Here is a 25,007-nt window from a genome sequence, read left to right on the forward strand (position 1 = left end):
CGACCATCTGGATAGCCCGTTTGAGTAGTGGCAACGCCGCGCGGAGTCGTTTGTTGTAGCCGGACTGACCTGGCAGGTACGGGAACGCGCCCGGTAGATGCACGGGTAGGAAGCGCAGCCATCGGGCCTCGGAACGGACCCCGAGCAGGGCCTGGGCCACCGCGATCGTCACCAGTTCGGCGTCCGAGAGCCGCGGCGGGCGACCAACCCGCCGTGGCCGTCCGAGCCAGTCGTCGATCTTCACGTACAGTGCGGTCAGAAGGGTGTTGATGTCTGTCGTCACAAACGGATCATCGACACCCTTCGCCGTACCCACGACTTAGGGGTAGTTAGGACTTACTCGTCTAGACCAGTTCCGCGTGGTCGAAGGCGGCTGTCAGGTGGGTGATGCCGTACTCGAAGGCGTCGTCGACCGAGCCACCGAGGCGGAAGGCGCCGGCCAGTTCCATGCTGACGAAGCCGTTCGCCCAGGCGGTGAGCGTGCGGGCGGCCGACAGGGCGTGCTCCGGGCCGGCCAGCTTCTCGGCGATCCGGAGCAGGGGAGCGCTGGCGCTGACGAACGCGTCCTGCTGTGGCTGGCCCGGCTCCGGACCCCAGCCGAAGATCAACCGGTAGCCGGCCGGTCGTTCGTGCGCGAACGCCCGGAACGCCCGGGCCAGCGATGCCAGGTCCGCCCGGGCGTCGGTGCTGCCGTCGAGGGCCCGGAGCCGCTCGCCGAGGTCGAGGATCGTGGCCTCGGTGACCAGGCCGATCAGGTCGTCGCGGCTGCGTACCCGCTTGTAGAGCGAGGGCGCGCGCACCCCGACGCGGTCGGCCACCGCCTGCATGGTCAGCCGGGCGAGCCCTTCCGACTCCAGGATCTCCCGGGCCGCCGCGACGATCTGGTCGAGGGACGTCCGCTCAGGCGTCGGCATCGGCAACTCCAAGATCTTTCGTGATAGCTATTGCCCATAGCCATGATGGCTATGTATCGTAGCTATCGTAAACGACGTACCCGATCATCTGGAAGGGGCGGACCGTGAAACTCGGTTCTCACCTGCACCGCATTGGCAACGACATCGTGGCGGTCTACCTGATCGACACCGACGAGGGCGTGACGGTCATCGACGCCGGCCTGGCCGGGCAGTGGAACGAGCTGACCGCCGAGCTCGCGACCATGGGCCGGTCGCTCGCCGACGTCCGCGGCGTGATCCTCACCCACGGCGACACGGACCACATCGGCTTCGCCGAGCGGCTGCGGCGTGAGCAGGGCGTCCCGATCTACGTCCACGGTGCCGACGCGGCCCGCGCCCGCGGCGAGGTCAAGTCCAAGGCGAGCTGGGGCAGCTTCAAGATCGGCGCCCTGTCGAAGTTCCTCTGGTACGCGAGCACGCACGGCGGCCTGCGCACGACCTACCTGACCGAGGTGGTCGAGGTCCAGGACGGCCAGGTGCTCGACCTCCCGGGCGCGCCGCAGATCATCGGCCTGCCGGGCCACTCGCCGGGCAGCATCGCGGTCTACTCGCCGCTCGCGGACGCGGTCTTCGTGGGCGACGGGCTCACCACCCGCCACGTGCTCACGGGCCAGAACGGCCCGCAGCCGGCCCCCTTCACCGACGACCCGAAGGAGGCCGCGGCCTCGCTGAGCCGCCTGGAGGGCGTGGACGCGACCTGGGTGCTCCCCGGCCACGGCACACCCTGGAACGGCGGCGTCAAGGAAGCCATGCGCCAGGTCAAGGCCGCGGCCAGCTAGGCCCCCAGTTACGAAACGGGGCTCACCGGCAGGTCGACGCGGCGACCGAGTCCGAACTCGGCGGCCTCGTCGTCGGTGACCATGGCGAACGAGCCGCGCGGCACTCGGGCGAGCGTCGCCACTCGCGACGCCGCCCGGAGCACGGACGCCTCGTCGCTTCCGGTGAGGAAGAAGATGTAGACCTCACCGTGCTGCTCGCCGTCGTCGTAGTCCCGCGCTCCGTCCGTACCCTCGTCGAGGTCCGCCAGGAAATCCTCGACATCGTCGATCCACGGGTACTGGTATTCGTCCGGAGCGACCGCCGGCGCTGGGAGCAATGGGACGTGCACCTCGACGATCAGTGTGGCCACCCGGCCATGATTCCCAACCCGCCGGCGCCGTTCAAGAGCATGCGTCAGGCGGCCGGGAGGTCGAAGCCCGAGGCGACGTTCAGGGTCGTGGCGAAGGTCAGGTACATGAGCCACAGCCCGACCAGGATGTGTACGGCGCCCAGCGCCCGCTCGCCCAGGTTCGGCGACTCGTGGCCGTCCGCGTCCACCCGCACGCCGATCTTGAAGCTCGCGAAGAACTCGCAGATGTAGACCGCGGTCAGGCCGCCGAACAGCACCCCGAGCGGCCAGGCGCCCGCGTCGAAGAAGACCACCACGCCCAGCACCGACACGATGATGAACGGGATCGCCATGTAGCCGTTGGGCCTCGGGTCGTTTCCGCGAGCCCGGTTCCAGCCCAGGGCGAACCAGTGGATGCCGTAGGCGCTGAACGCCAGCGCGGCCATGTACTGGCCCGGGTTCGTCGTGAAGACCGGAAACCAGGTCAACCCGATGAACAGCAGGATGCCGACCAGGAACTGGCAGAACCCCGGCATCAGGATGCCCCACACCCCGGTCGCGCGGTCGTCCTCCCGGCTGCGCCGGGGATACCGGAACAGCTCCTGCGGACCCCAGATCAGGTAGCCGGTGCCGAGCCCGAAGAACCCGAGCACGACGGGCGCGAACAGCGACGCGGGAAACAGGGACACTCAGGCAGTATCCGACAAATCGACCGCGCCAACGCCCTCTTTGGACTGCTCGACGTGGACATTGACTGCGATCTTGGTCGTCGTTACCGTCGATCCGTCAGGGAGGAGCCGGCATGGCAGCCCACTACGTCGTGCGCCACGTCGACCGGGCCGATCCGGCCGTCATCGAAGCGCTGGCCGCCGCCGGCGTCGCCACCGTCCACGAGGCGGCCGGGCGGGTCGGGCTGCTCGGCCCGCGGGTCCAGGCCCGCCAGGACGGTGCCACGATCGCTGGCTCGGCGATCACCGTGTCCTGCCACCCCGGCGACAACCTGATGATCCACGCCGCGGTCGAGGTCTGCGCGGCCGGCGACGTCCTCGTCGTCACGACGACCTCGCCCTCGACCGACGGCATGTTCGGCGACCTGCTGGCCACCTCGCTGGCCGCCCGCGGGGTCCTCGGGTTGGTGATCGACGCGGGCGTACGCGACCTCGCGAGCCTGCGCGCCATGGGCTTCCCGGTCTGGTCGGCCGCCGTCCACGCCCAGGGCACGGTCAAGGCCAGCCCCGGCTCCGTCAACGTGCCGGTCGTCGCCGCCGGTCAGCTCGTGCGGCCCGGCGACATCGTGGTCGCCGACGACGACGGTGTGGTCGTCCTGCCCGCCCCGGCGGGTGAGGCCGTGGCCGAGGCCGCCGCAAAGCGGATCAGCAACGAGGAGGCCAAGCGCGCCACGCTCGCCTCCGGCACGCTCGGGGTCGACCTCTACGGCCTGCGCCCGCTGCTGCGCGACCTCGGCGTCGAGTACGTCGACCGGCTGCCGGACCGATGAGCACCGACGGGATCCGCTGCATGCAGCTACGCGGCGGCAGCTCCAAGGGCGCGTACTTCCTCGCCGACGACCTCCCCGCCGACCCCGCCGAACGCGCCGACCTGCTCCTGCGGATCATGGGCTCGCCCGACGAGCGCCAGGTCGACGGCATCGGCGGCGGACACCCGCTGACCAGCAAGGTCGCCGTGGTCGCACCGTCGGAGGACGCCGCGGCCGACGTCGACTACCTGTTCCTCCAGGTGGTGCCGGACCGGGCGATCGTCACCGACGCGCAGACCTGCGGCAACCTGCTGGCCGGCGTGGGACCCTTCGCCATCGAGCGGGGCCTCGTCCCGACAGCAGACGACATGACCGAGGTGCGCATCCGGATCGTGAACCCCACCGTGTCGTACGCGCGCGAAAGGGTACGCACGCCCGGCGGCCGCGTGACCTACACCGGCGACACCACCATGGCCGGCACCCCGTTCCCGGCCGCCCCGATCGAGATCGAGTTCCCGGGCGGCGACCGGCTGGTGTTCCCGACCGGCACCGTCGTCGACCGGTTCGCGGGCATCGAGGTCACCTGCGTCGACGCCGGGATGCCCGTTGTCCTGGTGCGCGCCGCCGACCTCGGCCTCGACGGCACCGAGGCACCCGCCACGCTGGAGGGCGACGCCGCGCTGAGGTCGACCGTCGAAAGACTGCGCCTGGAGGCCGGCCCCGCGATGGGCCTCGGCGACGTCACCGACAGCACGGTCCCGAAGATCACGATCGTCTCACCGCCCCGGCACGGCGGCACCGTCACCACCCGGACGTTCATCCCGCACCGGGTGCACGCGGCGATCGGGGTCCTGGGCGCGGTCTCGGTGGCCGTCGGCGTAACCGCACCGGGACAAGCGACACAGGTGAGGATCGAGCACCCGACCGGCACCTTCGACGTGACCGTCGACCTCGACGGCGAAGGACCGCGGACCCGGCTGCGGTCCAGTGCCGTCGTCCGCACCGCCCGCAAGCTGTCCGACGGCCTGGTCTGGCCCCGCGACAGAGAGGCAACCGCATGAGCCACGACCCGGATCGGCGCCGCGACCTCGCCCACGTCGGCCCGGTCGAGCTCTACACGCCCGTACTCGAGCAGTCCCGCGACTTCTTCGTCGACCAGATGGGCCTGCGCGAGGTGCATCGCGACGCCACCTCCGTCCACCTGCACACCTGGGACGACTACCAGTCCTGGACCCTGCGGCTGGTCCAACGCGACACCGCCGGCATCGGCCGCACCTACCTGCGGGCCGCGAGCCCCCAGGCGCTGGGCCGGTTGGCGGAGGAGGCGAAGACCGCCGGGCTGCACCGCGGCGTGGTCCACGACGCCCGCAATCTCGGCGACGTGCACCTGATCGACGACCCTGACGGGCACGAGCTAGGCGTCTACTGGGACGTGGAGTGGTACAGCGCCGACGACAGCGACCGGCCCGCGCTCAAGAACCAGGCCGCCGCCTATCCCGGCCGGGGCGCCAACCTGCGCCGCCTCGACCACGTCAACTACCTCACCGCCGACGTGCCGCGGACCGCCGCCTTCCTGCGCGACACCCTCGGCGCGCGCTGCACCGAGCAGATCGTCAAGGACGACGGCAGCCCGCAGGCCATCTGGTACTCGCTGGGCAACAAGAGCTACGACCTCGTCTACACCGAGGACTGGACCGGCACCCGCGGCCGCCTGCACCACCTGGCGTTCGCCACCGACACCCGCGAGGAGATCCTGCGCGCCGCCGACGTCTGCCTCGACGCCGGCGTCCACATCGAGACCGGGCCCCACAAACACGCCATCCAGCAGACCTTCTTCCTGTACGTGTGGGAGCCCGGCGGGAACCGCATCGAGCTCTGCAACGCCGGCGCGCGCCTGATCCTCGCCCCCGACTGGCAGACGATCAGCTGGACCAAGGAGGAGCGCGCCAAGGGCCAGGCCTGGGGCCTGAAGACCATCGAGACCTTCCACACCCACGGCACCCCGGTCGTGCCGGTCCAGAATGGATAGCCGACCAAAGGTCGCCGTGCTCGGACTGGGCGAGGCCGGCGGCGAGCTCGCCCTCGACCTGGTCGCCCAAGGTGTCGACGTGCGCGGCTCCGACCCGCTGGTCGAGGCACCACCCGGTGTGGAACAACGACGGGACGATGCCGACGCGGTCCGTGACGCCGACCTCGTGCTGAGCGTCAACAGCGCCCACGACGCCCTGCCGGCCCTGGAAAACTCGCTGCCCGCCCTCGTCCCGGGCACCATCTGGGCCGACCTCAACACCGCCGCACCAGAGGTGAAGGCCGCGCTGGTCGACCGTGCGACCGGCATCGAGGTCGTCGACGTCGCGCTGATGGCGCCGGTGCCCGGCAACGGACTGCGCACCCCGATGCTCGTCTCCGGGACGGCCGCGGCCCGCTACGCCGCGCTGCTCACCCCGCTCGGTGCCGACGTCACGGTCCAACCCGGCCCGGCCGGTGCCGCCATCGCCCGCAAGCTCCTGCGCAGCGTCTTCTACAAAGGACTGGCCGCAGCGGTGGTCGAGGCCCTCGCCGCGGCGGAGGCGGCCGGCTGCGCGGACTGGCTGCGCGGCAACATCAGCGCGGAGCTGGCCGGCTTCGACGCGCGCACGATCGACCGGTTGGTCGACGGCACCCACCGGCACGCCCGCCGGCGGGCCGACGAGATGACCGCGGCGGCCGAGCAGTTGACGGCGCTGGGAGTCGAGCCCCGAGTCACCGCCGCCGCCCGCGACCTCCTCCGGGAACTGACATGATCATCGACTGTCACGGTCACTACACGACCGCGCCGGCCGCCCACACCGCGTGGCGGGATGCGGGGCAGACAACGCCGTACCCGAGGATCTCCGACGACGAGCTCCGCGAGTCGATCGAAGGCAACCAGCTGCGGCTGATGGCCGAACGCGGCATCGACCGCACGCTGTTCTCGCCGCGCGCGTCGGCGATGGGCCACCACGTGGGCGACGAGGCGACCAGTGCGGCCTGGGCCACGGCGTGCAACGACCTGATCGCCAGGGTGGTCCAGCTCTTCCCCGACAGCTTCGCCGGGATCTGCCAGCTGCCGCAGTCGCCCGGTGTGCCCATCGCCAACTCGGTGGCCGAGCTGCGGCGCTGCGTCGAGGAGCTGGGATTCGTGGGCTGCAACCTCAACCCCGATCCCAGCGGCGGCCACTGGACCGCCCCGCCGCTGACCGACCGGAGTTGGTACCCCTTCTACGCGGCGATGGTCGAGCTTGACGTGCCGGCCATGGTGCACGTGTCGGCGGTGACGAACCCGAACTTCCACGCCACCGGGTCGCACTACCTCAACGCCGACACGACCGCGTTCATGCAGCTGCTCCAGGCCGACCTGTTCACCGACTTCCCGACGCTGCGGCTGGTCGTCCCGCACGGCGGGGGAGCGGTGCCGTACCACTGGGGCCGGTTCCGTGGCCTGGCCGACATGCTGGGCCGGCCGCCGATCGAGGAAGCGTTGCTGGGCAACGTGTTCTTCGACACGTGCGTCTACCACCAGCCCGGCATCGACCTGCTCTTCGACGTCGTCCCGGTCGACAACCTCCTGTTCGGGTCGGAGGTTCTGGGCGCGGTGCGCGGTATCGACCCGCGCACCGGCCACCACTTCGACGACACCCGCCGCTACGTCGACGCCATGGAGCTGAGCCCCGAGGACCGGTCAAAGGTGTACGAACGCAACGCGTACCGGGTCTATCCGCGGCTCAGTCGACGACCTTGACGTCCTTCCAGAACGCCACCCGGTCGCGGACCATCTCGGCGTCCGGCTTCGGGTCCGGGTAGTACCAGACCGCGTCCGCGCTGGTCCGGCCGTCGTGCGCGAGGGTGTAGTAGGAGGCGGTGCCCTTCCAGGGGCAGATCGTGTGCGTGCCGGAGTCCTTGATCAGGTCGTCCCGCAGCGCCGCGCGGGGGAAGTAGTGGTTGCCCTCGACCACGACGGTGTCGTCGGACTCGGCTATGACCAGGTCGTTCCAGATCGCTTTCGGCATGATCCCCAACCTATGCCGGGCCGGTGGGGACTGCCACCGGGCTGAGCCGGCCGTACGAGACCAGCGTCCGCAGGCTGCCCAGGGTGACGATCCCGCGCCACTCGCCCAGGGCGGCCTGGCCCGGTGGCTCCCAGGTGACCGGCCAGCCGCCGTCGTCCTGCTGGTCGCGGGCCAGCCGGTCGAGGTGCGCCTGGATGACGTCCTCGCCGAACAGGCCGCGCCACGGGCTGTCGGCGGACGGTGCCACGCTCAGCGGCGAGAGCCCGTAGCCACCGTCGTCCGGGTCGAGGCGGAACCACGACGCCGTGGTGAGCGCGTCGCGTACGCGGTCGGCCGCCGCGATGGCCCGGCTCCGCTCCGGGGTGTGCTCGAGGAAGCCCAGCACCTCGCTGAGGGCGTGCGCGTCGGTGGGCAGGTCCACGGTGTCCAATGTGGTCCACACGTAGGCCGCCGCCGCCGGGACGAACGGATGCTCGACGCCGAGCTCGTACAACAAGCCGACGATCCCCGCGGTGGGGTTGAGGCCGGGCTCGTAGGTCCAGTCCGTCCAGTGGTCGGCCCGCGGGAAGTCTTCGATCACCGGGAACGCCAGCGGCACCGCCCCGTCGGAGGCAGCGACCTTCGTGAGGTAGTCGCACGCGTCGCGTACCAGTGCCTGGTCGACGGTCTTCGCCGTGGCCATGGCCCGCAGCGCGCACTCGACGTCGATGGGCAGGCTGGCCGGGCAGCGCTTGTCGGGCTCGAGCCCGTGGCCGAACCCGCCGTCGTCGTTGCGGTAGCCACGCACCGCGTCGAGCACCCCGGCGCCGGGCGCGCCCTCGAAGCACGTGGCGAACAGCCGCTGTTCCAGAAGCCGGCCCTCACGCCGGATGAAGTCGCGCCCGTCGGCGAATCGCTTGTCCATGCCCGCGACCGTACGCGCCCGCGCCGCCCGTGGCTTGAACGAATCGGACCCTAGCTAGGCGTTGCGGGCTTCGATGGCCTTGATGGTGCTCGCGAGCCCCTTGCCGAGCACGCCGGCGCCGGTGACGCTGAGCACCGCCCCGATGGCCTTGCCCTTGAGGTTTTTGCCCTCGCGCACCACGACGACGTCCACATCGGTCGTGCCGTCGGGTCGCGGGGTCAGGTTGTAGGTGTGGCCCGACTTACCGCCCCAGGTGTTGGAGTCCGTCGTCGTGAGCACGACGTGGTGCGGGTCGGACCAGTCGTAGTGCAGGCGTTCCCAGATGCCACCGGAGCCTTCGGTGACATCGGCGTGATCAGTGCCGCGCTCGTGCACCTTGAGATATCCGTCGTCACTGCGGCCGAAGAGCTCCGACCGCCCGGGGCCGAAGTCGGTGAGCCCGGCGACGAACTGCTCGGGCGTCGCGGTGGTCGTCTGGTGAAGCCGAATGGTGGCCATGCTCAACACTAGAACAGCAGCCGGTCGAGATCCTCGAAGAAGTCCGGGTACGTCTTGGTGACGCAGCCGGGGTCGGCGATCTCGATGCCCGGCACGCGCAGGCCCAGCAGCGACAGGCTCATCGCCATCCGGTGGTCGTCGTACGTCGCGAACCGGGTCGGTCGGGGCTGACCGGGGTGGATGGTGAACCCGTCGTCGTCCTCGGTGGCGTCGATGCCGGCCCGGCGCAGCTCGGTGACGATCGCCGCGACGCGGTCGGTCTCCTTGCGGCGGATGAAGCCGATGCCGCGTACCCGGGTGGGCGAGTCGGCGAAGACGGCGACGGCGGCCAGCGTCTGCGCGGTGTCGGAGATGTCGGCCATGTCGACGTCGACGCCGGTCAGTGGGCCGTCGACGCTGACCGTCAACGAGTCGGCGGTGCGCAGCACGTGGGCGCCCATCTCGGCCAAGACGTCGGCGAACCGCACGTCGCCCTGCAGGCTCCCGGTGCCGAGCCCTTCCACGGTCACCGTGCCACCGGCCACCGCGGCGGCGGCCAGCAGGTAGGAGGCCGCGCTCGCGTCCGGCTCGACGGCGTAGTCGGTCGCGCGGTAGGAGCCCGGTGCCACCCGCAGGCCGTCGACCGGGACACCGAACGCGGCCATCACCGCCTTGGTCATCTCGACGTAGGGCACGGACACCAGGGGAGAGGTGACCTCCACGGCCAGGCCGCCGGCCATCAGCGGCCCGGCCAGCAGCAGTCCGGACAGGAACTGGCTGGAGATGTGGCCGCTGACCTGGACCGGGCCGCCGCGCAGCGGGCCGCGCACGGTCGCGGGCAGGAACTCGCCGGCGGAGACGTCCGCGCCGAGGTCGCGCACGGCGTCCAGCACCGGCCCGAACGGCCGGGCGCGCAGCTGCGGGGCGCCGTCGAGCACGGTGTGCCCCGGCCGCGCCGCCGCGACCGGCAGGACGAACCGGGCCGTGGTGCCGGACTGGCGGGCGTCGACCGCGATGTCCGAGGTGCCGGCACGGAGGTCGACCCCGGTCACGGTGACGCGGGAGGTGGCTGGGTCGGCGTCGACGGTGGCGCCCAGCGCGGTGATCGCGCCCAGCATCGCCCGGGTGTCGTCGGCGAACAGCACGCCGCTCAGCGTCGAGGTGCCCGGCGCGAGCGCGGCACACAACAGCGCCCGGTTGGTGATGCTCTTCGAGCCCGGCGGGCGCACGACGGCATCGAGCGGCCCACGCGAGGGGGAAACGGCCAGGACGTCCGGGAAATCAGGCACGACCGTGGAGTCTAGGCCGGGCGGCGGTAGACGCCGTACCACCACGTGCGAGCCAGCTCGCGGGCGAAGGTGGCGTCGTCGGCGGGTGGCGCGCTGGTGATGTGGTCGAAGATGGCCCGCTCGCCGCCCACGACGATCACCCGGGCGGCGCTGACCAGGTCGATGTCGGCGGGGGTGCGGCCCGCGGCCTGCTCGACGCGGAGCGCCTCGATCGTCCGCTCGGTGAACCGCGCCAGGCCCTGGCTCCAGAAGTCGCGGACGGTCTGGTCGTAGGTGGCGACCTCGCCGATCGCCCGCAGGACTCCGGCGTGCTCCCGGTAGATCCCCAGGATCCGCAGGAAGTCCTCTGCGGCCTTGTCGACGCCCTCGGTCGGCTCCCACGAGGAGGCCACGTCGAAGGACGTGGAGAGCATCTCGGTGGCCAACCGCAGGAGCAGGTCGGTCTTGTCGCGGAAGTGCGCGTAGAAGGTCGACCGGGCCACGCCGGCCGCGGTCGAGATCTGTTGCACGCCGAGATCGGTGAAGCTCGCGCCCTCGGTCAGGATCCGGCGCGTCGCCGCCAGGATCTCGGCCTCGGCCGAGGCGGGCCGGGAAACCGCGCGTCGCCGGGTGATCGAGGCCATGGTGGGAATCCTATGGGCTGGGCGGGATGTCGATCATCACACTACACCATGTCCGGACGGCGTGTAGCGTTGCGCCGGACATCGTGTCCGGACGAGCTGACCGCGTAAAAGGGGTAAACGGTGAAATATCGTCTATTAGGGCGCACGGGGGTATGGGTTTCCGAGCTCTCCCTCGGGGCGATGACCTTCGGCGGCGCGAGCCACCCGGTCTACAAGACCTTGGGCGCCCTGGGCCAGGACGGCGCCGACCGGCTCGTCGGCATGGCGCTCGACGCCGGGGTCAACTTCGTCGACACCGCCGACGCGTACGCCGACGGCGAGAGCGAGCAGCTGCTCGGCCAGGCGATCAAGGGGCGCCGCCGGGACGTGCTGATCGGCACCAAGCTGCTCGCACCCGTCGGGCCGGGCCCGAACGACCAGGGCCTCACCCGGCTGCACATCATGCGCGCCCTGGAGGACAGCCTGCGCCGGCTGGACACCGACTACATCGACCTCTACCAGCTCCACAACTACGACCACCTGACGCCGCTGGAGGAGACGCTCGGCGCGCTCGACGACGCCGTACGCCAGGGCAAGATCCGCTACATCGGCTGTTCGAACTTCTTCGCATGGCAGATCAGCAAGGCGCTGGGCATCTCCGCGCTGCACGACCAGGCCCGGTTCGTCGCCAACCAGACGCACTACTCGCTGGTCTCCCGCGACGCCGAGCGCGACCTGGTGCCGATGGCCGAGGACGAGGGCGTGAGCCTGACGGTCTGGGCCCCGCTGGCCGGCGGGTTCCTGTCGGGCAAGCACGACCGCGGCGGGGTGAGCACCGAGCAGGACTCCCGCCGGGTCCAGTCGGGCCGCGACTTCGTGCCGTTCGACGAGGAGGCCGGCTTCAAGATCCTCGACGTGGTCCGGGCCGTCGCGGCGCGGCACGAGGTGAGCCCCGCCCAGGTCTCGCTCGCCTGGGTGCTGGCCCAGCGGGCGATCACCAGCGTCGTCGTCGGTGCGCGCAAGCCCGAGCAGCTCGCCGACAACCTGGCGGCCGCCGACCTGACCCTCACCGAGCAGGATCTCGGGGAGCTCGACGAGGTCAGCCGCCCGCCGGTCGCGTACCCGAACTGGATCCAGACGGCCTTCAACCCGGCCCGGATCCCAGCCGCCAACGTTGCCTAAGCGGCGTAGGCCTCGAACTCGTAGATGCGGGCGGCCTGGTCGGACGTGCTGGTCGGGGTGATCACGTCGAGCCGTAGGTAGCGCGTCGTGACCGGGCCGAACGTGCTGGTCGTGACGTTGGCCGTGTTGCCGCGCACCTGCGCGACCGTGGTCCACGTGGTGCCGTCGACGCTGGTCCGCAGGTCGAAGTCCCGGGTGTTGAACCCGGCGCTCTCACCACCGGCACCGGCGTGGCGCACCACGACGCGGCCGACGGCGGTGCTGGCCGACAGGTCGACGCGCAACCACTTGGACGCGCCGACGGAGCACCACTTGTCGGCGTTGCCGCCGTTGGTCGTGCCGTTGACGGCCTTCTCCGGCCCTTCGGTGGTGGCGCAGCGGCTGTCGGCGGTGGCGGGCTTGTTCAGGGCGAGGTTCGTCGCCGGCGGTGTGGCGCCGGTGAGGGCGAAGTCGTCGATGTCGAACAGCCCGCCACCGCTGCCGGTGAAGACCAGGAACAGCGACCCGGTGCCGGCGGACAGGCCGGTGCTGACGTCGGCGTAGGTGCCGTAGCCACCGGTGTTGGGCACCGCGACCGAGCCCAGCAACGGGCCGGTGGCCGAGCCGGACCGCACCTGGATCGTCCCGCCCGTCCCGCCGGACGAGACCCGCGCGGTGAAGCCGGTCCGGCCCGCCACGGACACGCCGGAGAAACCGATCCAGTCCCCGGCGTCGATGTAGCCGACCCGGTTGCCGCCGTGCGCCGCCGCGTCGGCGACGATCTGCACCCCCGACTGCGAGGTGTACGACTCCGCCTCGACGCGGCCACCGGTCGGCGGCGCCGTCGCCCACGGCACCTGCGGCGAGCGGTAGAACGAGATGCCCTGCGCGGTCCACCGTGGGCCCTGGGCGCCCAACCGCACCCTGAAGGTGTCCCAGCTGCGGGCCGACTGCGGCGACCACGCGATCTCCGCGATGGCGGGCATCCGCGGGAACGCCATGAACTCGATGTGCGCGAGCTGGGTGAGCGTCTCGCTCCACATCGGAGCCTCGACGCCGAGGACCGCGCTCGCCGGCACACCGGGCACCAGGGTCGCCGGATCCCAGCTGTACGCCGTCTGCACCTCGATCAGCCCGGCCCAGCTGAGCCCGAGCGGCGTCTCGTTGGTGTACTTCATGTCCAGGTACGCCTTGTTGGCCGGCGACATGACCACCTTGTCGCCCTTGGCCACCGCCGCGCTCAGGTCGGCGTCCGAGGTGGTCGTGCCCCAGAACTGCGCGATCCGGCCGGGCGTGTGGTCGGCCTGGCCGAGCTGGTGCCAACCCATGACGGTCTTGCCGAGCGCGGTGGCGAACGGCTGGACTCGGTTCATGAACGTGCGGTAGTCGGCGTCGGAGGTGCTGTGCGCCTCGTCGCCGCCGATGTGCAGGTACGGCCCGGGGGTGAGCGCGGCGAGCTCGGTGAGCACCTGCCGCACGAACGTGTAGGTGACCTCCTTGCCGACACACAGCGAGCTGAAGCCCACCGCCGTGCCGGTGTAGAGCGGCGGGGCGACGTTGTCGCAGTTGAGCTCGGCGTACGAGGCGAGGGCCGCGTTGGTGTGCCCCGGCATGTCGATCTCGGGCACGACCGTGACGTGCCGCGCGGCGGCGTACGCGACCAGGTCCGTGTACTGCGCCTTGGTGTAGAAGCCGCCCGGGCCGCCGCCGACCTGGGTGCTGCCGCCGACGCTGGTCAGCCGCGGCCACGCGTCGACCACGATCCGCCAGCCCTGGTCGTCGGACAGGTGCAGGTGCAGGGTGTTCAGCTTGTACTGGCTGATGTGGTCGATGTAGCGCTTCACGACGTCGACGCCGAAGAAGTGCCGGGACACGTCGAGCATCGCGCCCCGGTACGCGTACCGGGGCCGGTCGATGATCCTGCCCCCGGCGACCTCCCATGGTCCGGGTTGGACGGTCCGCGCCTCGACGGAGGCGGAGAACAGCTGCCGCAGCGTCTGCACGCCGTAGAACAGCCCGGCGGCCGTCTGCGCCCGGATCGTGAGCACGCTCGCGGTCACGTCGAGCTGGTAGCCCTCGGCACCCACGCTCGCGTCCGCACCGGAGAGCAGCAACGCGATGCCACTCGTGGGTGTGCCGCTCGCGGTCGTGACCGGCAGCGCGAAACCGGTGGAGGGGCGCAGGATCCCGGCGAGGTACGTGCCGACGGCCGCGCCGCCCGCGTCGGTCTGGATCGCCGCGCCGGCCGGCAACGTGTACGTGACCCCGGCCGCCGCCTGCACGGTCGCCGGCACCGGCACGACGCTTCCCAGGCTCACGACGGCCGCCGAGGCGGGGGTGGCACCGGCGACGAGCCCGGCGGCGGCGAGGATGGTGGCGGCGGCGAGCGCCAGGGCGCGACGGGGCACGACGTCCTCCAGCGAAACGGTAAAGTTTCCTGCGAGTTCGACGGCAGGCTATGTCTCCCCGGCGGTGGTGTCAACGGCTCACGGCCGTCTCCCGCTCCACGCGCGACAGCTTCTCGGGGTTGCGGACGATGTAGAGCCCGGTGACCAGACCGTCGTCGATCCGCACCGCGACCACGTTGTCGAGCTCCCCGTCGATCCGGATGATCAGCGCGGGCCAACCGTTGATCTGCACCGGCTCGGCCGTCACCACGCCGGCGACCCGAGGCAGCCCGGCGCCCAGGATGCGGGACACCTTGTCGACGCCGACGATCGGCTTCGGCACCGCCTGGCGGACGCCGCCGCCGTCGCCCAGCAGCACCACGTCCGGTGCCAGGACGTCGACCAGGCCCTGGAGGTCGCCGGTCTCGATCGCCCGCTGGAACGCGCCGACGGCGTCGCGGGCCTGCTCGGCGGAGACGTCGCCGCGCGGCCGGCGGGCGGCGACGTGGGCCCGGGCGCGGTGTGCGATCTGGCGGACCGTGGCCGGCTCCTTCTCGACGGCCTCGGCGATCTCCTCGTATTCGAGCGCGAACACCTCGCGCAGCACGAACACGGCCCGCTCGGTCGGCGTGAGCGTCTCCAGCACCAGCAGCATCGCCATCGACACGCTGTCGGCGAGCTCGACGTCGTCGGCCACGTCGGGCGCGGTCAGCAGCGGCTCGGGCAACCACGGGCCGAAATAGGTCTCCTTGCGGCGGCTCAACGTGCGCAGCCGGTTCAGGGCCTGCCGGGTGGTGATCTGCACCAGGTACGCCCGCTGGTCCCGGACCGTGTCGAGGTCGACGTCCACCCAGCGCAGCCACGTCTCCTGCAGCACGTCCTCGGCGTCGGCGGCCGAGCCCAGCATCTCGTAGGCGACGGTGAAGAGCAGGTTGCGGTGGGCGACGAACGTCTCGGTGGCGGGCATGGGTGGCTCCTGTTCGCGTTCGGCTCCGACACCCACCAGACACCGGCCGCCGCGATTCCGTGACAGCGGGCCGGCTATGGCGTGGGTCACCTCGCCACCCTGTCACAGGGAGCGGGCGGCCGGCATCTCATGAGCATCCGGAACGCGAGACACGAGCGAGGAGAACGTCATGGAAGCCCGCTTCAACCTGTTCGAGAGCCCGATCGCCGCGAAGTTCGGCAGGCGGGTCTTCGGCGCCGCGTCGGTGCTCCACGAGTCGACGCTCCCGCTGGCCACCGTCGAGCTGGTGCAGCTGCGGATCAGCCAGATCAACGGCTGCGCGATGTGCGTCGACATGCACACCAAGGAGGCCACCGCCGCGGGCGAGACCGCGGTGCGGCTCAACCTGGTCGCCGTCTGGCGCGAGGCCACCGTCTACACGGAGTCCGAGCGCGCCGCGCTCGCACTGGCCGAGGAGGGCGCCCGACTCGCCGACGCACACGAGGGTGTGTCCGACGAGACCTGGGCCCAGGTGCGCAAGCACTTCGACGACGACCAGATCGGCGCGCTGATCTGCGTGATCGCCATGATCAACATGGCCAACCGGCTCAACGTGATCGCGCGGACCCCGGCCGGCTCCTACGAGGCCGGGATGGCCGCCAAGATGTTCGCCTGAACGGGTGTTGGCCCGGCCCGCGCGCGGGCCGGGCCAACACCTACTTCACCGCCGGCGTCTCGCCGCCGTTGGCCCGATCGCCGAGCCGCGCCAGCAGCGCGGGCAGGTCGACACCGGTCAGGTCCGAGCCGAGCTGCAGACCCTGCGCGACGTTGCCGGCCACGGACTTCGCCAACGACGACGCGCCGTCGGTGGAGATGACGGTCATCTTGTCGATCGCGCTCATCGGGCGGCTGGCGGCCTCGACGACCTCGGGCAGCACCCGCACGAGCAGGTCGAGGACCGCGGCCTCGCCGTACGTGGCGAACGCGTCGGCCTTGCGGGCCATCGCCTCGGCCTCGGCGTTGCCCTTGGCCAGGATCGCCGCCGCCTCGGCCGAACCCTCCCGCTCGATCGCGTCGGCGATGGCGGTGCGCCGGCGCTGCTCGGCCTCGCCCTCCTTGGCACCTTCGATCGCGTTGGCCTCCGCCAGCGCCGCCCGCCGGGCCCGCTCGCCCTCACCGGTCAGCCGCGCCTGCTCGGCCACGGCCTGCGCGGCCGCGATGGTCGCCTGGCGCTCGGCGTCGGCCCTCAGGACGGCCGCGTTGCGGGACGCCTCGGCCTCCTGCTCGACCTTGTAGCGGGCCGCGTCGGCCGGCTTGCGCACCTCGGTGTCGAGCTGGCGCTGCTTGAGCTCGGCGTTGCGCTCGGCGACCTTCTGCTGCTCGGCCAGGATGGCCTGGTCGCGCTCGGCCGTGGCGAGCGGGCCGGCCGCCGCCGACCGGGCCTTGGCCGCGTCGATCTCGGCCTGGATGCCCGCCTTCTTCAGCGCGAGGTTGCGCTCCGCCTCGGCGATCGCCTCCTCGGCCAGCAGGCGCTCCTGCTCGGCGGCCTGCCGCGCGCGGGCCTCGGCGATGGACGCCTCCTTGAGCACCCGGGCGGCCTCGGGCCGGCCGAGGTCCTGCAGGTAGGACCCTTCGGCGACGATGTCCTGCAACTGGAACGTGTCGAGCACCAGACCCTGGTTGGTCATCGAGTGCTCGGCCTCCTCGGCCACCGCCGACGCGAACGCGGCGCGGTCCCGGATGATCTCCTCGATGGTGAGCCGGCCGACGATCGCGCGCAGCGAGCCGGCCAGCACCTCGCGGGTGAACTCGTCGATCTCGGCCTGCTGGCGCAGGAACCGCTGCCCGGCCGCGCGGATCGCGTCCTCGGTGCCGCCGACCTTGACGATCGCGACGCCGTGCAGCGCGGCGCGGATGCCCTGCTTGGTGACCGCGCCGGTGATCTCGACGTGGATGCGCCGGCTCGACAGGTCCAGCGACTGGAGCTTCTGCACCACGGGCACGACGAACACCGAGGCGCCCATCACGACCTTCTGGCCGGACAGGTCGGTCTGCCGGATGCCGTCGGACGACACGGTGGCGCGGCCCTTGCGGCCGGTGACGATGAAGGCCTCGTTGGGCCCGGCCACCTTGATGCGGGAGAGCACGAACATGACCAGGAGCAGGACCAGCAGCACGGCGCCGCCGATCCCGATGAGGAGTGGCATCTGGACTGCCCTTCAGGAGAGGGGGTGCACCGGCTCGACGACGACGCTCGTCTCGCTGGCGGCCTCGACGACGAAGATCTCGGTGCCCGCGGACAGCGGCCGGTCGGCCTTGGCGTACAGCTTGATCGGTTGCCCGCCGAGGCGGACCCGCACTTCGCCGTAGCCGGTCGCGGTGATCGGTGTGACGACGACGCCGGTGGTGCCGACGAGGTCGGCCCGCGTGGGCGTGGCGTCGGTGTGCATGTTGCGGGCGGCCCGCGACAGGCGGACCGTGAGAAACCCCGCGGGCAGCGCGGCGACCACGCCCACGGCCACCGCCGCCACCACGGCTTGGGTCGCGCCCGCGCCGACGAGCTCGTTGGTGATCGCCGCGGTGAACCCGAACGCACCGAGGAAGCCCGCGAGCGTCTCGATGGAGAACAGGTCAGGCAGGTCGAGGTGTCCTAATTGGAACAGCTCGGCGCCGAGCAGCGAGAGGGCCAGCACCGCCACGCCGGCGCCGCCGATGACCAGGAAGACAACGGTTGCCCCGTCCATCCGCACCGCCCTCCCCGTGTCCTGAGTGCAGGGTAGCGACCACGCGCCAGGGGAGAGAGCAGGCGAAAGGGCCGGGTGCCCGCGCACCCGGCCCTTTTCGGGATCGGTCGGTCAGCTGACGGTGATCGTCACCCGGTCGTAGCGGGTCAGCGGGAACTGGCCGTCGTCGGTGCCCTGCACGATGACCGAGATGGTCTGGCCGCGCACGGCGTCAGCGGGGACGTGGACGGTGCCACCCGCCGAGACCGGCACCGCGCCGGGGTAGGTGCCCTCCTCGCGGTACTGCCACCAGCTCGTGGTGACGCGGTCGTGGTCGGGGTCCGAGGTGCGCGCGCTCAGCGACACCGTCGATCCCGGCCGCGCCCGCACGCTGTCCTTGCCCCGCACCTGGACCGACGGTGCGTGGTTGCCGTCCCGGTAGCTCGGGGTCAACGTCCACTGGATCCGGGCCGCGAAGTCGTTCTGTGCCGCGGCCGCCCAGCGCAGGGTGGTCAGGTTGGCCACCGGCGTGCCGGTCGCGTCGACCTCCGTGGACGCCATCGTCCACAGGTCCGGCGACGTGGTGGTCTGGGTGGCCCGGCCACCCCAACCGCCGAGCAGCGGGTTCGCCGGGTCCTCGATGCCCGTCCTGAGCAACGGGTTGAAGGCGACGTTGTCCCCTTCGGACAGGAAGTCGTACGGCGCGAGCGGCTTGCACCACCCGCCCGGCGCGAGCACCGGGTCGCCGAAGATGTCGAGCTGGTCGCCCGGCATCGACTGGCCGTCGAGCCACGAGCGGTACAGCGAGCCGTACGGGCCGATCTGGATGTTGTCGCGGATCCACGGGCCGCTGAAGTAGACCCGGTCGGCCGGCAGCCCACGCACGTTGCCCTGGCCGCCGCGGTTGCAGTTGTAGCCCCACGTCGAGTAGCCGGCGGACAGCTGCTCGACCCGGATGCCCGGCCACGCGGGCGCGATGTAGTCCTGGTACGTCTCGTCCTGGAACCCGCTGGCCAGGATGACCGCCTTGTGCGACACCTTCTCCTGGACGGCGGCCCACTTACGGGTGCCGGCGTACTGCGACTCGATGGACTTCAGCGCCCGGGCGATGGTGCTCGTGCCGCCCCACGCCTGCAGATACAACGGCCGCTTGTCGTTGTCCAGCAACAGCTTCCTGATGAGGTCCGAGCCCGGCGTGTCCTTCGCCATCTCGCCCTCGAACTCGATGTTGCCGAGCTTGATCATCGACTTCAGCTTCGCCGGGCTGGGGTAGTCGCTGTCGTGCCGGCGCAGGTTCGGGTAGGCGGCGGCGTACGCCGGCAGCACGTGGTCCTCGATGTAGGTCGAGCCGACCCACCGCCACGAGGTCTGCGGCGTCGAGTACTCCCGGCCCGGGAGGAAGAACTCGGTGCCCTGGCCGTCGCCGGACCAGTGGAACCGACCGCTGGCGTAGACGATGCCCTCGGTGTCGACCTCGTTGGTGTAGAGCAGGTAGCGGATCAGGGACGCGAGGTCGTCCTGTTCCATGTCGGTCGTGACGACGGTGCGGGGCTTGTCGGCGCGGTCCGAGCCGTGGGCTGATGCCGGCGCGGCACCGATCGTGGCGGTGACGGCGACCGCCAGGGAAACGGCGGCCAGTAGTCGTAGGCGCATGCGACCTCCTTCGTCTGGCTATTCGGCGGGGGAACCGAACAGGGCGTCCTGGACGATGCGTTGCGCGGCCATCGCGTCCTGCCGCTCCTGTGCCTCCGCGAGCGCGGTGACGTCGAGCCGGTCGAGGGCGCGGTGGATCCGCTTGAGGGTGCCGATCGCGGTCTTCGCCGCGTCGACGCTGTCCTCGCGGAACGGGAACTGGTCGAGCTGCCAGACGCCGTCCCAGTTGTTCTTGCGCAGGGTGTGGAAGAACTCGAAGATCTCGGTCAGGTGGACGGTGCCGACCACGAGGTCGTCGTCCCAGCCGCGCAGGTTGTCGTTGACGTCCATGCCGAACAACCGGCCGTGGTCGATGATGAGCTGGGCCGCGTCCGCGGGCGACTCGCCGCCGTAGAGGCTGTGGCCGAAGTCCAGCAGGACCCCGACGTTGTCGAGGCCGATCTGCTGGATGCCCAGCAGGGTGCGAGCGGCCGAGTCCCAGGTCATCTTGACCCGGGGCTCGCGGGGCTTGTACTCGATCGCGAACTTGAGGTCCGGGTGCGCGCCGGCGAGCTCGCGCATGCCGTCGACCGCGAGCTTCCACAGTGTTCGGTGGTCGACCTGGAACGGGTAGTCCCACCCGTCCTGGCCCGGCCAGATCTTCACGTAGTCGGCGCCGAGCTCGCGGACCACGCCGGCCGCCTCGTGCATCAGGTCGAGGGCGGCCTTGCGGGCCGCCGGGTCGGGGTTGGTGAACGCGCCCCGGCCGAACCGGCGCAGGTAGATCTCGGGGGTGATGCCGATCGCGCCCAGGCCCTGCGCGGCGAGCGCGTCCTTGACCTCGCTGAGCCCGACGCCAGGGGTGAACGGGTAGTTGAGGTCGACGACGGACAGGTCACCGACCTGACCGGCCAGCTCGATGGCGTCCAGCGTCGTGCGCGCCGGGCCGTAGCCGTCGGTCGCGTAGCGGTCGACGTAGGTGGCGAAGTGCCAGAGGCCGGCACCGAAACGGGGGTACGTGCTGGGCATGCTGATCAGCTCCCGGGGTGAGGGGCGGACGGGGTGCGGGCCCGGGCGACGGCGGTGTGCCAGGCGGCGCGGGCCTCCTGGGCTCCGGCGCCGGGCCGGGGATGGAAGTCGTCGTACTCGATCGGCGGGTGCAGCCCTCCGGCCAGGAAGGCGGCGCCGAGCGCGGACAGGTTCGCGGTGCGGGCCCGCCGGACCGGCACGCCGGCCAGGTCCGCCTGGATTTGCATGAGGGTGTCGTTGCCGGTGGCGCCGCCGTCGGCGAGCAGCCGGCCGGCCGGTCCCAGCGCGTCGACCACGTCGGCGACCTGGTGCGCGATCGACTCGATGGCCGCCCGGGCGACCTGGGCCGGCCGGGTGCCGAGGGTGAGCCCGCTGAGCACGCCGACTGCGCTGTCGTCCCACCACGGCGCGGCCAGCCCGCCGAACGCCGGCACGAGGTGCACGCCGTCGCTGGACGCTTCGTCGGCGAGCTCGGCCACCCGGGCGGGGTCGACGCCGAGGAACTCCGCGAGCCAGAGCACGGTGGCGCCGGTGGAGCGGATGTTGCCCTCGGCGGCCAGGCGGATGCCCGGGTCTCCCCACGCGACCGTCAGGCACACCGCGTCGCTGGGCACGGTGGAGACCAGGCCCATCACCGACGACCCGGTGCCGTAGGTGACTTTCACGCCGCCGTCGACCTGCGTGCCATGGGCGTACAGGGCCGCGTGCGAGTCGCCGAGCACCGCGGTGATCGGCAGCCCGGCGAGGACGCCGCCGGCCGCGCCGATGGTGCCGAGCGAGCCGGCCGACGGGGTCAGGGCCGGCAGCGCGCTCTCCGGGATCCCGAACAGGTCCAGCAGTTCGGGGCTCCAGGACCCGGACCGCACGTCGAGCAATTGGGTACGCGACGCGTTGCCGACCTCGATCTGGTGGCGGCCGGTCAGCGCGTACAGCAGCCAGGCGTCGACCGTGCCGACCGCGGCGTCCGGTGTGCGGTCGAGCAGCCAGCGCAGCTTGGCCGCGCTGAACATCTGGTCCAGCGGCAGCCCGCTGATCCGGCGGATCTCGTCGGCGTGGGTGCGGAGGTCGGCACACGAGGCCCGGCGGTCCTGCCAGCCGAGCACCGGTCCGGCGGGCCGCCCGGTGCGCCGGTCCCAGACCACCGCCGACTCGCGCTGGGTGCTGAGGCCGACCGCGTCGACGGCGCCGCGCGGCACCCCGTCCAGGCAGGCCCGCGCGGCGGTCAGGACGCTGGCGAGGATCTCGTCCGCGTCCTGCTCGACCCAGCCCGGCGCCGGGTACCGGATCGGCACCGGGGCCGAGCCGCTGGCCACGACCGTGCCGGACCGGTCGACCAGGAGACACTTCGTGGAGCTGGTCCCCTGGTCGATCGCCAGGACGAGGCCGTCAGGCATCGGCGCGGGCCAGGTCGACCACCGCCGCCCGGATGTCCGAGGCGGCCAGCCCGAAGTGCTCCAGCAGGAACGCGGTGCTGCCCGTCGGCGCGAACTCGCGGTGCACGCCGAGCATCCGCATCGGCACCGGCGCGCGCTCGGCGACGACCACCGCCGCGACCGCGGCACCGAGACCGCCCGTCGTGGTCGCCTCCTCGGCGGTGACGATCCCGCGCGTCTCGCGCATCGCCCGGCGGATCACGTCCTCGTCCAGCGGCGCGATCGTCGACATGTTGAGCACCCGCACCGACACGCCGTCCGCCAAAGCCTCGTCAGCGGCGGCCAGCGCACGGGACACCATGGTGCCGGCCGCCACCACCGTGACGTCGCTTCCGTCCCGCAGCAACGTCGCCGTGCCGAAGCTGAAGGAATCGGTGACGGCGGGGACTTTGAACCGGCCGATCCGCAGGAACACCGGGGTCGCCGCCGACGCCGCCCAGCGCACGGCGGCGCGCGTCTCGGCCGGGTCGGCCGGCACGACGATGCCGAGGCCGGCGATCGCCCGCAGCCACGACAGGTCCTCGATCGAGTGGTGGGTGGGTCCGAGCTCGCCGTACGCCATGCCAGGGCTCATGCCGCACAGCACGACGGGCGACTGGCTGTACGCGACGTCGGCCTTGATCTGCTCGAGCGCGCGACCGGTCAGGAACGGGGCGGCACCGCAGACGAACGGCACGTAGCCGCTGAGCGCCAGGCCCGCGCCGACACCGACCATGTCCTGCTCGGCGATGCCGACGTTGATCAGCCGGTCGGGGAACTCCTTGGCGAACGCGACCAGGTTGCTCGAGCCGACGGAGTCGTTGCACACGGCCACGATCCGCTCGTCCGCCCGGGCCAGCGCGAGCAGCTCCTCGGCGAACGCGACCCGACAGTCAAAAGTCTCGGCCACCATCGTGCTCATCGGGCCAGCTCCGCCATCGCGTCGGTGATCTGCTCGGGGGTCGGCACCTTGTGGTGCCACTCGACTCGGTCCTCCATGAAGGAGACGCCTCTTCCCTTGATCGTGTTGGCGATGACGCAGGTCGGCCGCTCGCCCCGGGGTGCGGTGAACGCCGCCAGCAGGGCGAGGTGGTCGTGGCCGTCGACCTCGATCACGTCCCAGCCGAAGCTACGCCACTTGGCGTCGAGTGGATCAAGGGCACTGGTCTCCTCGGTACGCGCGCCCTGCTGGAGCCGGTTGCGGTCGACGACCGCGGTGAGGTTGGCCAGGCGGCGGTGCCCGGCGGTCATCGCGGCCTCCCAGTTGCTGCCCTCCTGGAGCTCACCGTCGCCGAGCACGACGTACACGTGCCGGTTCGACGCGGCCAGCCGCCCCGCGACCGCCATGCCGACGGAGACCGGCAGCCCGTGGCCGAGGGGACCGGTGTTGGTCTCGACACCGGGCACCTTGACCCGGTTGGGGTGGCCGTTGAGCGCCGAGTGCGGCCCGGCGAACGTGTCGAGCTCCTGCGCGGAGAAGAACCCGGCGGCCGCGAGGGTCGCGTACAGCGCGCCGGCGGTGTGGCCCTTGCTGAGCACGAAGCGGTCGCGGTCGGCCCAGTCGGGCCGCTCCGGATCGACCCGCAGCACGGCGAAGAACAGGGTGGTAAGGATGTCGAGGACGGACAGGTCGCCGCCCACGTGACCGAGACCGGCCCGGCCGATCATCTGGAGGTCGGTGGTGCGGGACTGGTTGGCCCGCCGCCGCAGCATCTCGCGGCGGCGCTCGGGTCCGGAGTCGGCGAGGTCCTGACGGAATCGACGCCAGGCGGCAGCGGCCCGGGGGTCGGCGACCAGCATGGTTGCCCTTTCTGTGGTGTTGACTGTCGCGGGCGGGCCGCGTCGGACGGCCCGCCCGCGCGGCGGTCAGGAACCCGCGACGGCGAAGTCCGTGACCGACTTGGCGTTGTCGGGGTTCACCAGCACGCAGTCCACCGACTGCTTCTCCGGCTGGCTGGCCTTGCCGCTCTTGATGTACGCGTCGGCCTGGTCGACGGCCATCTCGGAGATCTGGCTGGCCGGCTGGAGCACGGTCGCCTTGATGCCGTCCTTGAGGATCGAGGAGACGACGTCGGGGCTGCCGTCGAAGCCGACCACGATGATCTTCTTGCCCGCCGCCTGCACGGCCGCGTACGCGCCCAGCGCCATCGTGTCGTTGCCGGCGATGATGCCCTTGATGTTCGGATGCGCCTGCAGGATCGTCTGCGTCTTGGTCAGCGCCTCGGCCTGGTCCCAGTTGGCGCTCTGCTGCGCGACCATCTTCAGGTCCGGGTACTGGTCGAGCACGCCGTGGTAGCCCTGCGATCGGACGCCCGCGTTGGTGTCGGTGGCCTTGCCGGTCAGCTCGGCGTACTCGCCCTTGCCGCCCATCAGCTTCGCGAACTCCTGGCCGCCGAGTCCGGCGCCCTGCGCGTTGTTGGAGACGATCTGGGCGACCGCGACGCCGGTCTTGTTGATCTCACGGTCGATCAGGAACGTCGGGATGCCGGCGTCCTTCGCCCGCTGGATGGCGGCCACCGAGGAGTCGGCGCCCGCGTTGTCCAGGATGATCGCGGCGGCCTTGCGGGAGATCGCGGTGTCGATCTCCTGGCTCTGCTTGGTCGGGTCGTCGTCGTGGCTGAGCACCAGCGTCTCGTAGCCGAGCTTCTTGGCCTGGGCGGCCGCCGCGTCCTGCTCGGCCTTGAAGAACACGTTGTCCGGCGACGGCGTGATGATCACCATCAGCTTCGACCCGCCCGCGCCGGCGGACGGCGACGCCGCATCGCCCGTGCCAGAACCGGAGTCGGAGCCACACGCGGCCACGGCGAGCACAGCCGCCATGCCGATCGGCAGCAGGATGCCCGATAGCTTTCTCATGGGTGTGTCCTTTCGCGAGGGGG

26 protein-coding genes and 1 pseudogene are annotated in these 25,007 nt (G+C 71.5%); 8 read left to right on the top strand and 19 right to left on the bottom strand.

Translation table 11 applies throughout. The features are described from left to right. Positions 1-283 (bottom strand): annotated as a pseudogene (locus CHC05_RS21600) (IS982 family transposase); the annotation flags it as partial. Between the two features lie 61 nt (positions 284-344). After that, positions 345-914, bottom strand: a complete 570-nt coding sequence (locus tag CHC05_RS21605; protein ID WP_089252246.1) for a TetR/AcrR family transcriptional regulator — start codon at positions 912-914, stop codon at positions 345-347. 104 nt (positions 915-1,018) lie between these two features. Between CHC05_RS21605 and CHC05_RS21610 the strand changes: the two genes are divergently transcribed. Continuing rightward, complete coding sequence (locus tag CHC05_RS21610) at positions 1,019-1,732, top strand: MBL fold metallo-hydrolase (protein ID WP_089251694.1); 714 nt, start codon at positions 1,019-1,021, stop codon at positions 1,730-1,732. Between the two features lie 8 nt (positions 1,733-1,740). Here the strand turns inward: CHC05_RS21610 and CHC05_RS21615 are convergent, their stop codons facing one another. Together CHC05_RS21615 and CHC05_RS21620 are read right to left on the bottom strand one after the other, a co-directional pair. Beyond that, on the bottom strand, positions 1,741-2,082 hold the full coding sequence (locus tag CHC05_RS21615) for a hypothetical protein (RefSeq protein ID WP_089251696.1): 342 nt from the start codon (positions 2,080-2,082) through the stop codon (positions 1,741-1,743). Positions 2,083-2,126: 44 nt separating this feature from the next. Continuing rightward, on the bottom strand, positions 2,127-2,750 hold the full coding sequence (locus CHC05_RS21620; RefSeq protein WP_218824621.1) for a hypothetical protein: 624 nt from the start codon (positions 2,748-2,750) through the stop codon (positions 2,127-2,129). 113 nt (positions 2,751-2,863) lie between these two features. Here CHC05_RS21620 and CHC05_RS21625 point away from each other — a divergent pair, with 113 nt between their 5' ends. From CHC05_RS21625 to CHC05_RS21645, 5 genes are read left to right on the top strand one after another with little or no spacing between them, the layout of a single operon-like run. Then, positions 2,864-3,559, top strand: coding sequence for a 4-carboxy-4-hydroxy-2-oxoadipate aldolase/oxaloacetate decarboxylase (locus tag CHC05_RS21625; protein ID WP_089251698.1), 696 nt, complete (start codon positions 2,864-2,866; stop codon positions 3,557-3,559). After that, positions 3,556-4,599, top strand: coding sequence for a PrpF domain-containing protein (locus CHC05_RS21630; RefSeq protein WP_089251700.1), 1,044 nt, complete (start codon positions 3,556-3,558; stop codon positions 4,597-4,599). Before CHC05_RS21625 ends, CHC05_RS21630 begins: the two co-directional genes overlap by 4 nt. Further along, a complete protein-coding gene (locus CHC05_RS21635) occupies positions 4,596-5,567 on the top strand; it encodes a VOC family protein (RefSeq protein WP_089251702.1) in 972 nt (323 codons plus the stop codon). The genes CHC05_RS21630 and CHC05_RS21635 overlap by 4 nt, the downstream gene beginning before the upstream one ends. Continuing rightward, on the top strand, positions 5,560-6,321 hold the full coding sequence (locus CHC05_RS21640; protein ID WP_089251704.1) for an NAD(P)-dependent oxidoreductase: 762 nt from the start codon (positions 5,560-5,562) through the stop codon (positions 6,319-6,321). The genes CHC05_RS21635 and CHC05_RS21640 overlap by 8 nt, the downstream gene beginning before the upstream one ends. Beyond that, on the top strand, positions 6,318-7,298 hold the full coding sequence (locus tag CHC05_RS21645) for an amidohydrolase family protein (protein ID WP_089251706.1): 981 nt from the start codon (positions 6,318-6,320) through the stop codon (positions 7,296-7,298). Before CHC05_RS21640 ends, CHC05_RS21645 begins: the two co-directional genes overlap by 4 nt. On the opposite strand, the gene CHC05_RS21650 is transcribed toward CHC05_RS21645, so the two are convergent. The 5 genes from CHC05_RS21650 to CHC05_RS21670 are packed head-to-tail and all read right to left on the bottom strand — an operon-like array spanning position 7,282 to position 10,859. After that, the gene (locus tag CHC05_RS21650) at positions 7,282-7,566 is read right to left on the bottom strand and encodes a DUF427 domain-containing protein (RefSeq protein WP_089252250.1); all 285 of its coding nucleotides are present in this window, start codon (positions 7,564-7,566) and stop codon (positions 7,282-7,284) included. The genes CHC05_RS21645 and CHC05_RS21650 overlap by 17 nt on opposite strands. A 10-nt stretch (positions 7,567-7,576) precedes the next feature. Continuing rightward, a complete protein-coding gene (locus CHC05_RS21655; protein WP_089251708.1) occupies positions 7,577-8,470 on the bottom strand; it encodes a hypothetical protein in 894 nt (297 codons plus the stop codon). Between the two features lie 54 nt (positions 8,471-8,524). Next, a complete protein-coding gene (locus CHC05_RS21660; RefSeq protein WP_089252252.1) occupies positions 8,525-8,968 on the bottom strand; it encodes a hypothetical protein in 444 nt (147 codons plus the stop codon). Between the two features lie 8 nt (positions 8,969-8,976). After that, positions 8,977-10,236, bottom strand: coding sequence for a 3-phosphoshikimate 1-carboxyvinyltransferase (gene aroA, locus CHC05_RS21665; protein WP_179266310.1), 1,260 nt, complete (start codon positions 10,234-10,236; stop codon positions 8,977-8,979). Positions 10,237-10,247: 11 nt separating this feature from the next. Further along, the gene (locus CHC05_RS21670; protein WP_089251710.1) at positions 10,248-10,859 is read right to left on the bottom strand and encodes a TetR/AcrR family transcriptional regulator; all 612 of its coding nucleotides are present in this window, start codon (positions 10,857-10,859) and stop codon (positions 10,248-10,250) included. A gap of 120 nt (positions 10,860-10,979) precedes the next feature. On the opposite strand from CHC05_RS21670, the gene CHC05_RS21675 reads away from it, so the two are divergent. Further along, complete coding sequence (locus CHC05_RS21675; protein ID WP_089251712.1) at positions 10,980-12,020, top strand: aldo/keto reductase; 1,041 nt, start codon at positions 10,980-10,982, stop codon at positions 12,018-12,020. Here CHC05_RS21675 and CHC05_RS43090 read toward each other — a convergent pair. Both CHC05_RS43090 and CHC05_RS21685 read right to left on the bottom strand, forming a co-directional pair. Beyond that, positions 12,017-14,407 carry a family 20 glycosylhydrolase gene (locus CHC05_RS43090; protein ID WP_089251714.1) on the bottom strand — a complete coding sequence of 797 codons (2,391 nt, stop codon included), beginning with the start codon at positions 14,405-14,407 and terminating at the stop codon, positions 12,017-12,019. The genes CHC05_RS21675 and CHC05_RS43090 overlap by 4 nt on opposite strands. A 70-nt stretch (positions 14,408-14,477) precedes the next feature. Further along, a complete protein-coding gene (locus CHC05_RS21685; RefSeq protein ID WP_089251716.1) occupies positions 14,478-15,353 on the bottom strand; it encodes an RNA polymerase sigma-70 factor in 876 nt (291 codons plus the stop codon). 169 nt (positions 15,354-15,522) lie between these two features. Between CHC05_RS21685 and CHC05_RS21690 the strand changes: the two genes are divergently transcribed. Continuing rightward, entirely contained in the window at positions 15,523-16,008 is a 486-nt protein-coding gene (locus CHC05_RS21690; RefSeq protein WP_089251718.1) for a carboxymuconolactone decarboxylase family protein, read from the top strand. Between the two features lie 40 nt (positions 16,009-16,048). On the opposite strand, the gene CHC05_RS21695 is transcribed toward CHC05_RS21690, so the two are convergent. The 8 genes from CHC05_RS21695 to CHC05_RS21730 all read right to left on the bottom strand — a co-directional run bounded on the left by CHC05_RS21695 (position 16,049) and on the right by CHC05_RS21730 (position 24,984). After that, complete coding sequence (locus CHC05_RS21695; RefSeq protein WP_089251720.1) at positions 16,049-17,539, bottom strand: flotillin family protein; 1,491 nt, start codon at positions 17,537-17,539, stop codon at positions 16,049-16,051. 12 nt (positions 17,540-17,551) lie between these two features. Beyond that, entirely contained in the window at positions 17,552-18,076 is a 525-nt protein-coding gene (locus tag CHC05_RS21700) for an NfeD family protein (protein ID WP_089251722.1), read from the bottom strand. Positions 18,077-18,187: 111 nt separating this feature from the next. Beyond that, a complete protein-coding gene (locus CHC05_RS21705; protein ID WP_089251724.1) occupies positions 18,188-19,708 on the bottom strand; it encodes a DUF1593 domain-containing protein in 1,521 nt (506 codons plus the stop codon). An 18-nt stretch (positions 19,709-19,726) separates the two neighbouring features. After that, positions 19,727-20,716: a sugar phosphate isomerase/epimerase family protein gene (locus tag CHC05_RS21710; RefSeq protein ID WP_089251726.1), complete on the bottom strand. Its 990-nt coding sequence runs from the start codon at positions 20,714-20,716 to the stop codon at positions 19,727-19,729. Positions 20,717-20,721: 5 nt separating this feature from the next. Then, positions 20,722-22,110 (bottom strand): FGGY family carbohydrate kinase, encoded by a 1,389-nt coding sequence (locus CHC05_RS21715; protein WP_089251728.1) that lies wholly within the window; start codon positions 22,108-22,110, stop codon positions 20,722-20,724. Further along, positions 22,103-23,050, bottom strand: coding sequence for a transketolase family protein (locus tag CHC05_RS21720; RefSeq protein ID WP_089251730.1), 948 nt, complete (start codon positions 23,048-23,050; stop codon positions 22,103-22,105). Before CHC05_RS21720 ends, CHC05_RS21715 begins: the two co-directional genes overlap by 8 nt. Continuing rightward, positions 23,047-23,928 carry a transketolase gene (locus CHC05_RS21725; RefSeq protein ID WP_089251732.1) on the bottom strand — a complete coding sequence of 294 codons (882 nt, stop codon included), beginning with the start codon at positions 23,926-23,928 and terminating at the stop codon, positions 23,047-23,049. The genes CHC05_RS21720 and CHC05_RS21725 overlap by 4 nt, the downstream gene beginning before the upstream one ends. A 66-nt stretch (positions 23,929-23,994) precedes the next feature. Next, positions 23,995-24,984, bottom strand: a complete 990-nt coding sequence (locus CHC05_RS21730; protein WP_218824622.1) for a D-ribose ABC transporter substrate-binding protein — start codon at positions 24,982-24,984, stop codon at positions 23,995-23,997. Positions 24,985-25,007: the final 23 nt, after the last annotated feature.

The organism is Asanoa hainanensis (assembly GCF_900188485.1).
GTDB classification, from domain to species: domain Bacteria; phylum Actinomycetota; class Actinomycetes; order Mycobacteriales; family Micromonosporaceae; genus Asanoa; species Asanoa hainanensis.

Coding starts and splice junctions, on each gene's coding strand:
- CHC05_RS21605 (WP_089252246.1), bottom strand. CDS start 914: ATGCCGACGCCTGAGCGGACGTCCCTCGACCAGATCGTCGCGGCGGCC.
- CHC05_RS21625 (WP_089251698.1), top strand. CDS start 2,864: ATGGCAGCCCACTACGTCGTGCGCCACGTCGACCGGGCCGATCCGGCC.
- CHC05_RS21630 (WP_089251700.1), top strand. CDS start 3,556: ATGAGCACCGACGGGATCCGCTGCATGCAGCTACGCGGCGGCAGCTCC.
- CHC05_RS21635 (WP_089251702.1), top strand. CDS start 4,596: ATGAGCCACGACCCGGATCGGCGCCGCGACCTCGCCCACGTCGGCCCG.
- CHC05_RS21640 (WP_089251704.1), top strand. CDS start 5,560: ATGGATAGCCGACCAAAGGTCGCCGTGCTCGGACTGGGCGAGGCCGGC.
- CHC05_RS21645 (WP_089251706.1), top strand. CDS start 6,318: ATGATCATCGACTGTCACGGTCACTACACGACCGCGCCGGCCGCCCAC.
- CHC05_RS21650 (WP_089252250.1), bottom strand. CDS start 7,566: ATGCCGAAAGCGATCTGGAACGACCTGGTCATAGCCGAGTCCGACGAC.
- CHC05_RS21655 (WP_089251708.1), bottom strand. CDS start 8,470: ATGGACAAGCGATTCGCCGACGGGCGCGACTTCATCCGGCGTGAGGGC.
- CHC05_RS21660 (WP_089252252.1), bottom strand. CDS start 8,968: ATGGCCACCATTCGGCTTCACCAGACGACCACCGCGACGCCCGAGCAG.
- CHC05_RS21670 (WP_089251710.1), bottom strand. CDS start 10,859: ATGGCCTCGATCACCCGGCGACGCGCGGTTTCCCGGCCCGCCTCGGCC.
- CHC05_RS21685 (WP_089251716.1), bottom strand. CDS start 15,353: ATGCCCGCCACCGAGACGTTCGTCGCCCACCGCAACCTGCTCTTCACC.
- CHC05_RS21690 (WP_089251718.1), top strand. CDS start 15,523: ATGGAAGCCCGCTTCAACCTGTTCGAGAGCCCGATCGCCGCGAAGTTC.
- CHC05_RS21695 (WP_089251720.1), bottom strand. CDS start 17,539: ATGCCACTCCTCATCGGGATCGGCGGCGCCGTGCTGCTGGTCCTGCTC.
- CHC05_RS21700 (WP_089251722.1), bottom strand. CDS start 18,076: ATGGACGGGGCAACCGTTGTCTTCCTGGTCATCGGCGGCGCCGGCGTG.
- CHC05_RS21705 (WP_089251724.1), bottom strand. CDS start 19,708: ATGCGCCTACGACTACTGGCCGCCGTTTCCCTGGCGGTCGCCGTCACC.
- CHC05_RS21710 (WP_089251726.1), bottom strand. CDS start 20,716: ATGCCCAGCACGTACCCCCGTTTCGGTGCCGGCCTCTGGCACTTCGCC.
- CHC05_RS21715 (WP_089251728.1), bottom strand. CDS start 22,110: ATGCCTGACGGCCTCGTCCTGGCGATCGACCAGGGGACCAGCTCCACG.
- CHC05_RS21720 (WP_089251730.1), bottom strand. CDS start 23,050: ATGAGCACGATGGTGGCCGAGACTTTTGACTGTCGGGTCGCGTTCGCC.
- CHC05_RS21725 (WP_089251732.1), bottom strand. CDS start 23,928: ATGCTGGTCGCCGACCCCCGGGCCGCTGCCGCCTGGCGTCGATTCCGT.
- CHC05_RS21730 (WP_218824622.1), bottom strand. CDS start 24,984: ATGAGAAAGCTATCGGGCATCCTGCTGCCGATCGGCATGGCGGCTGTG.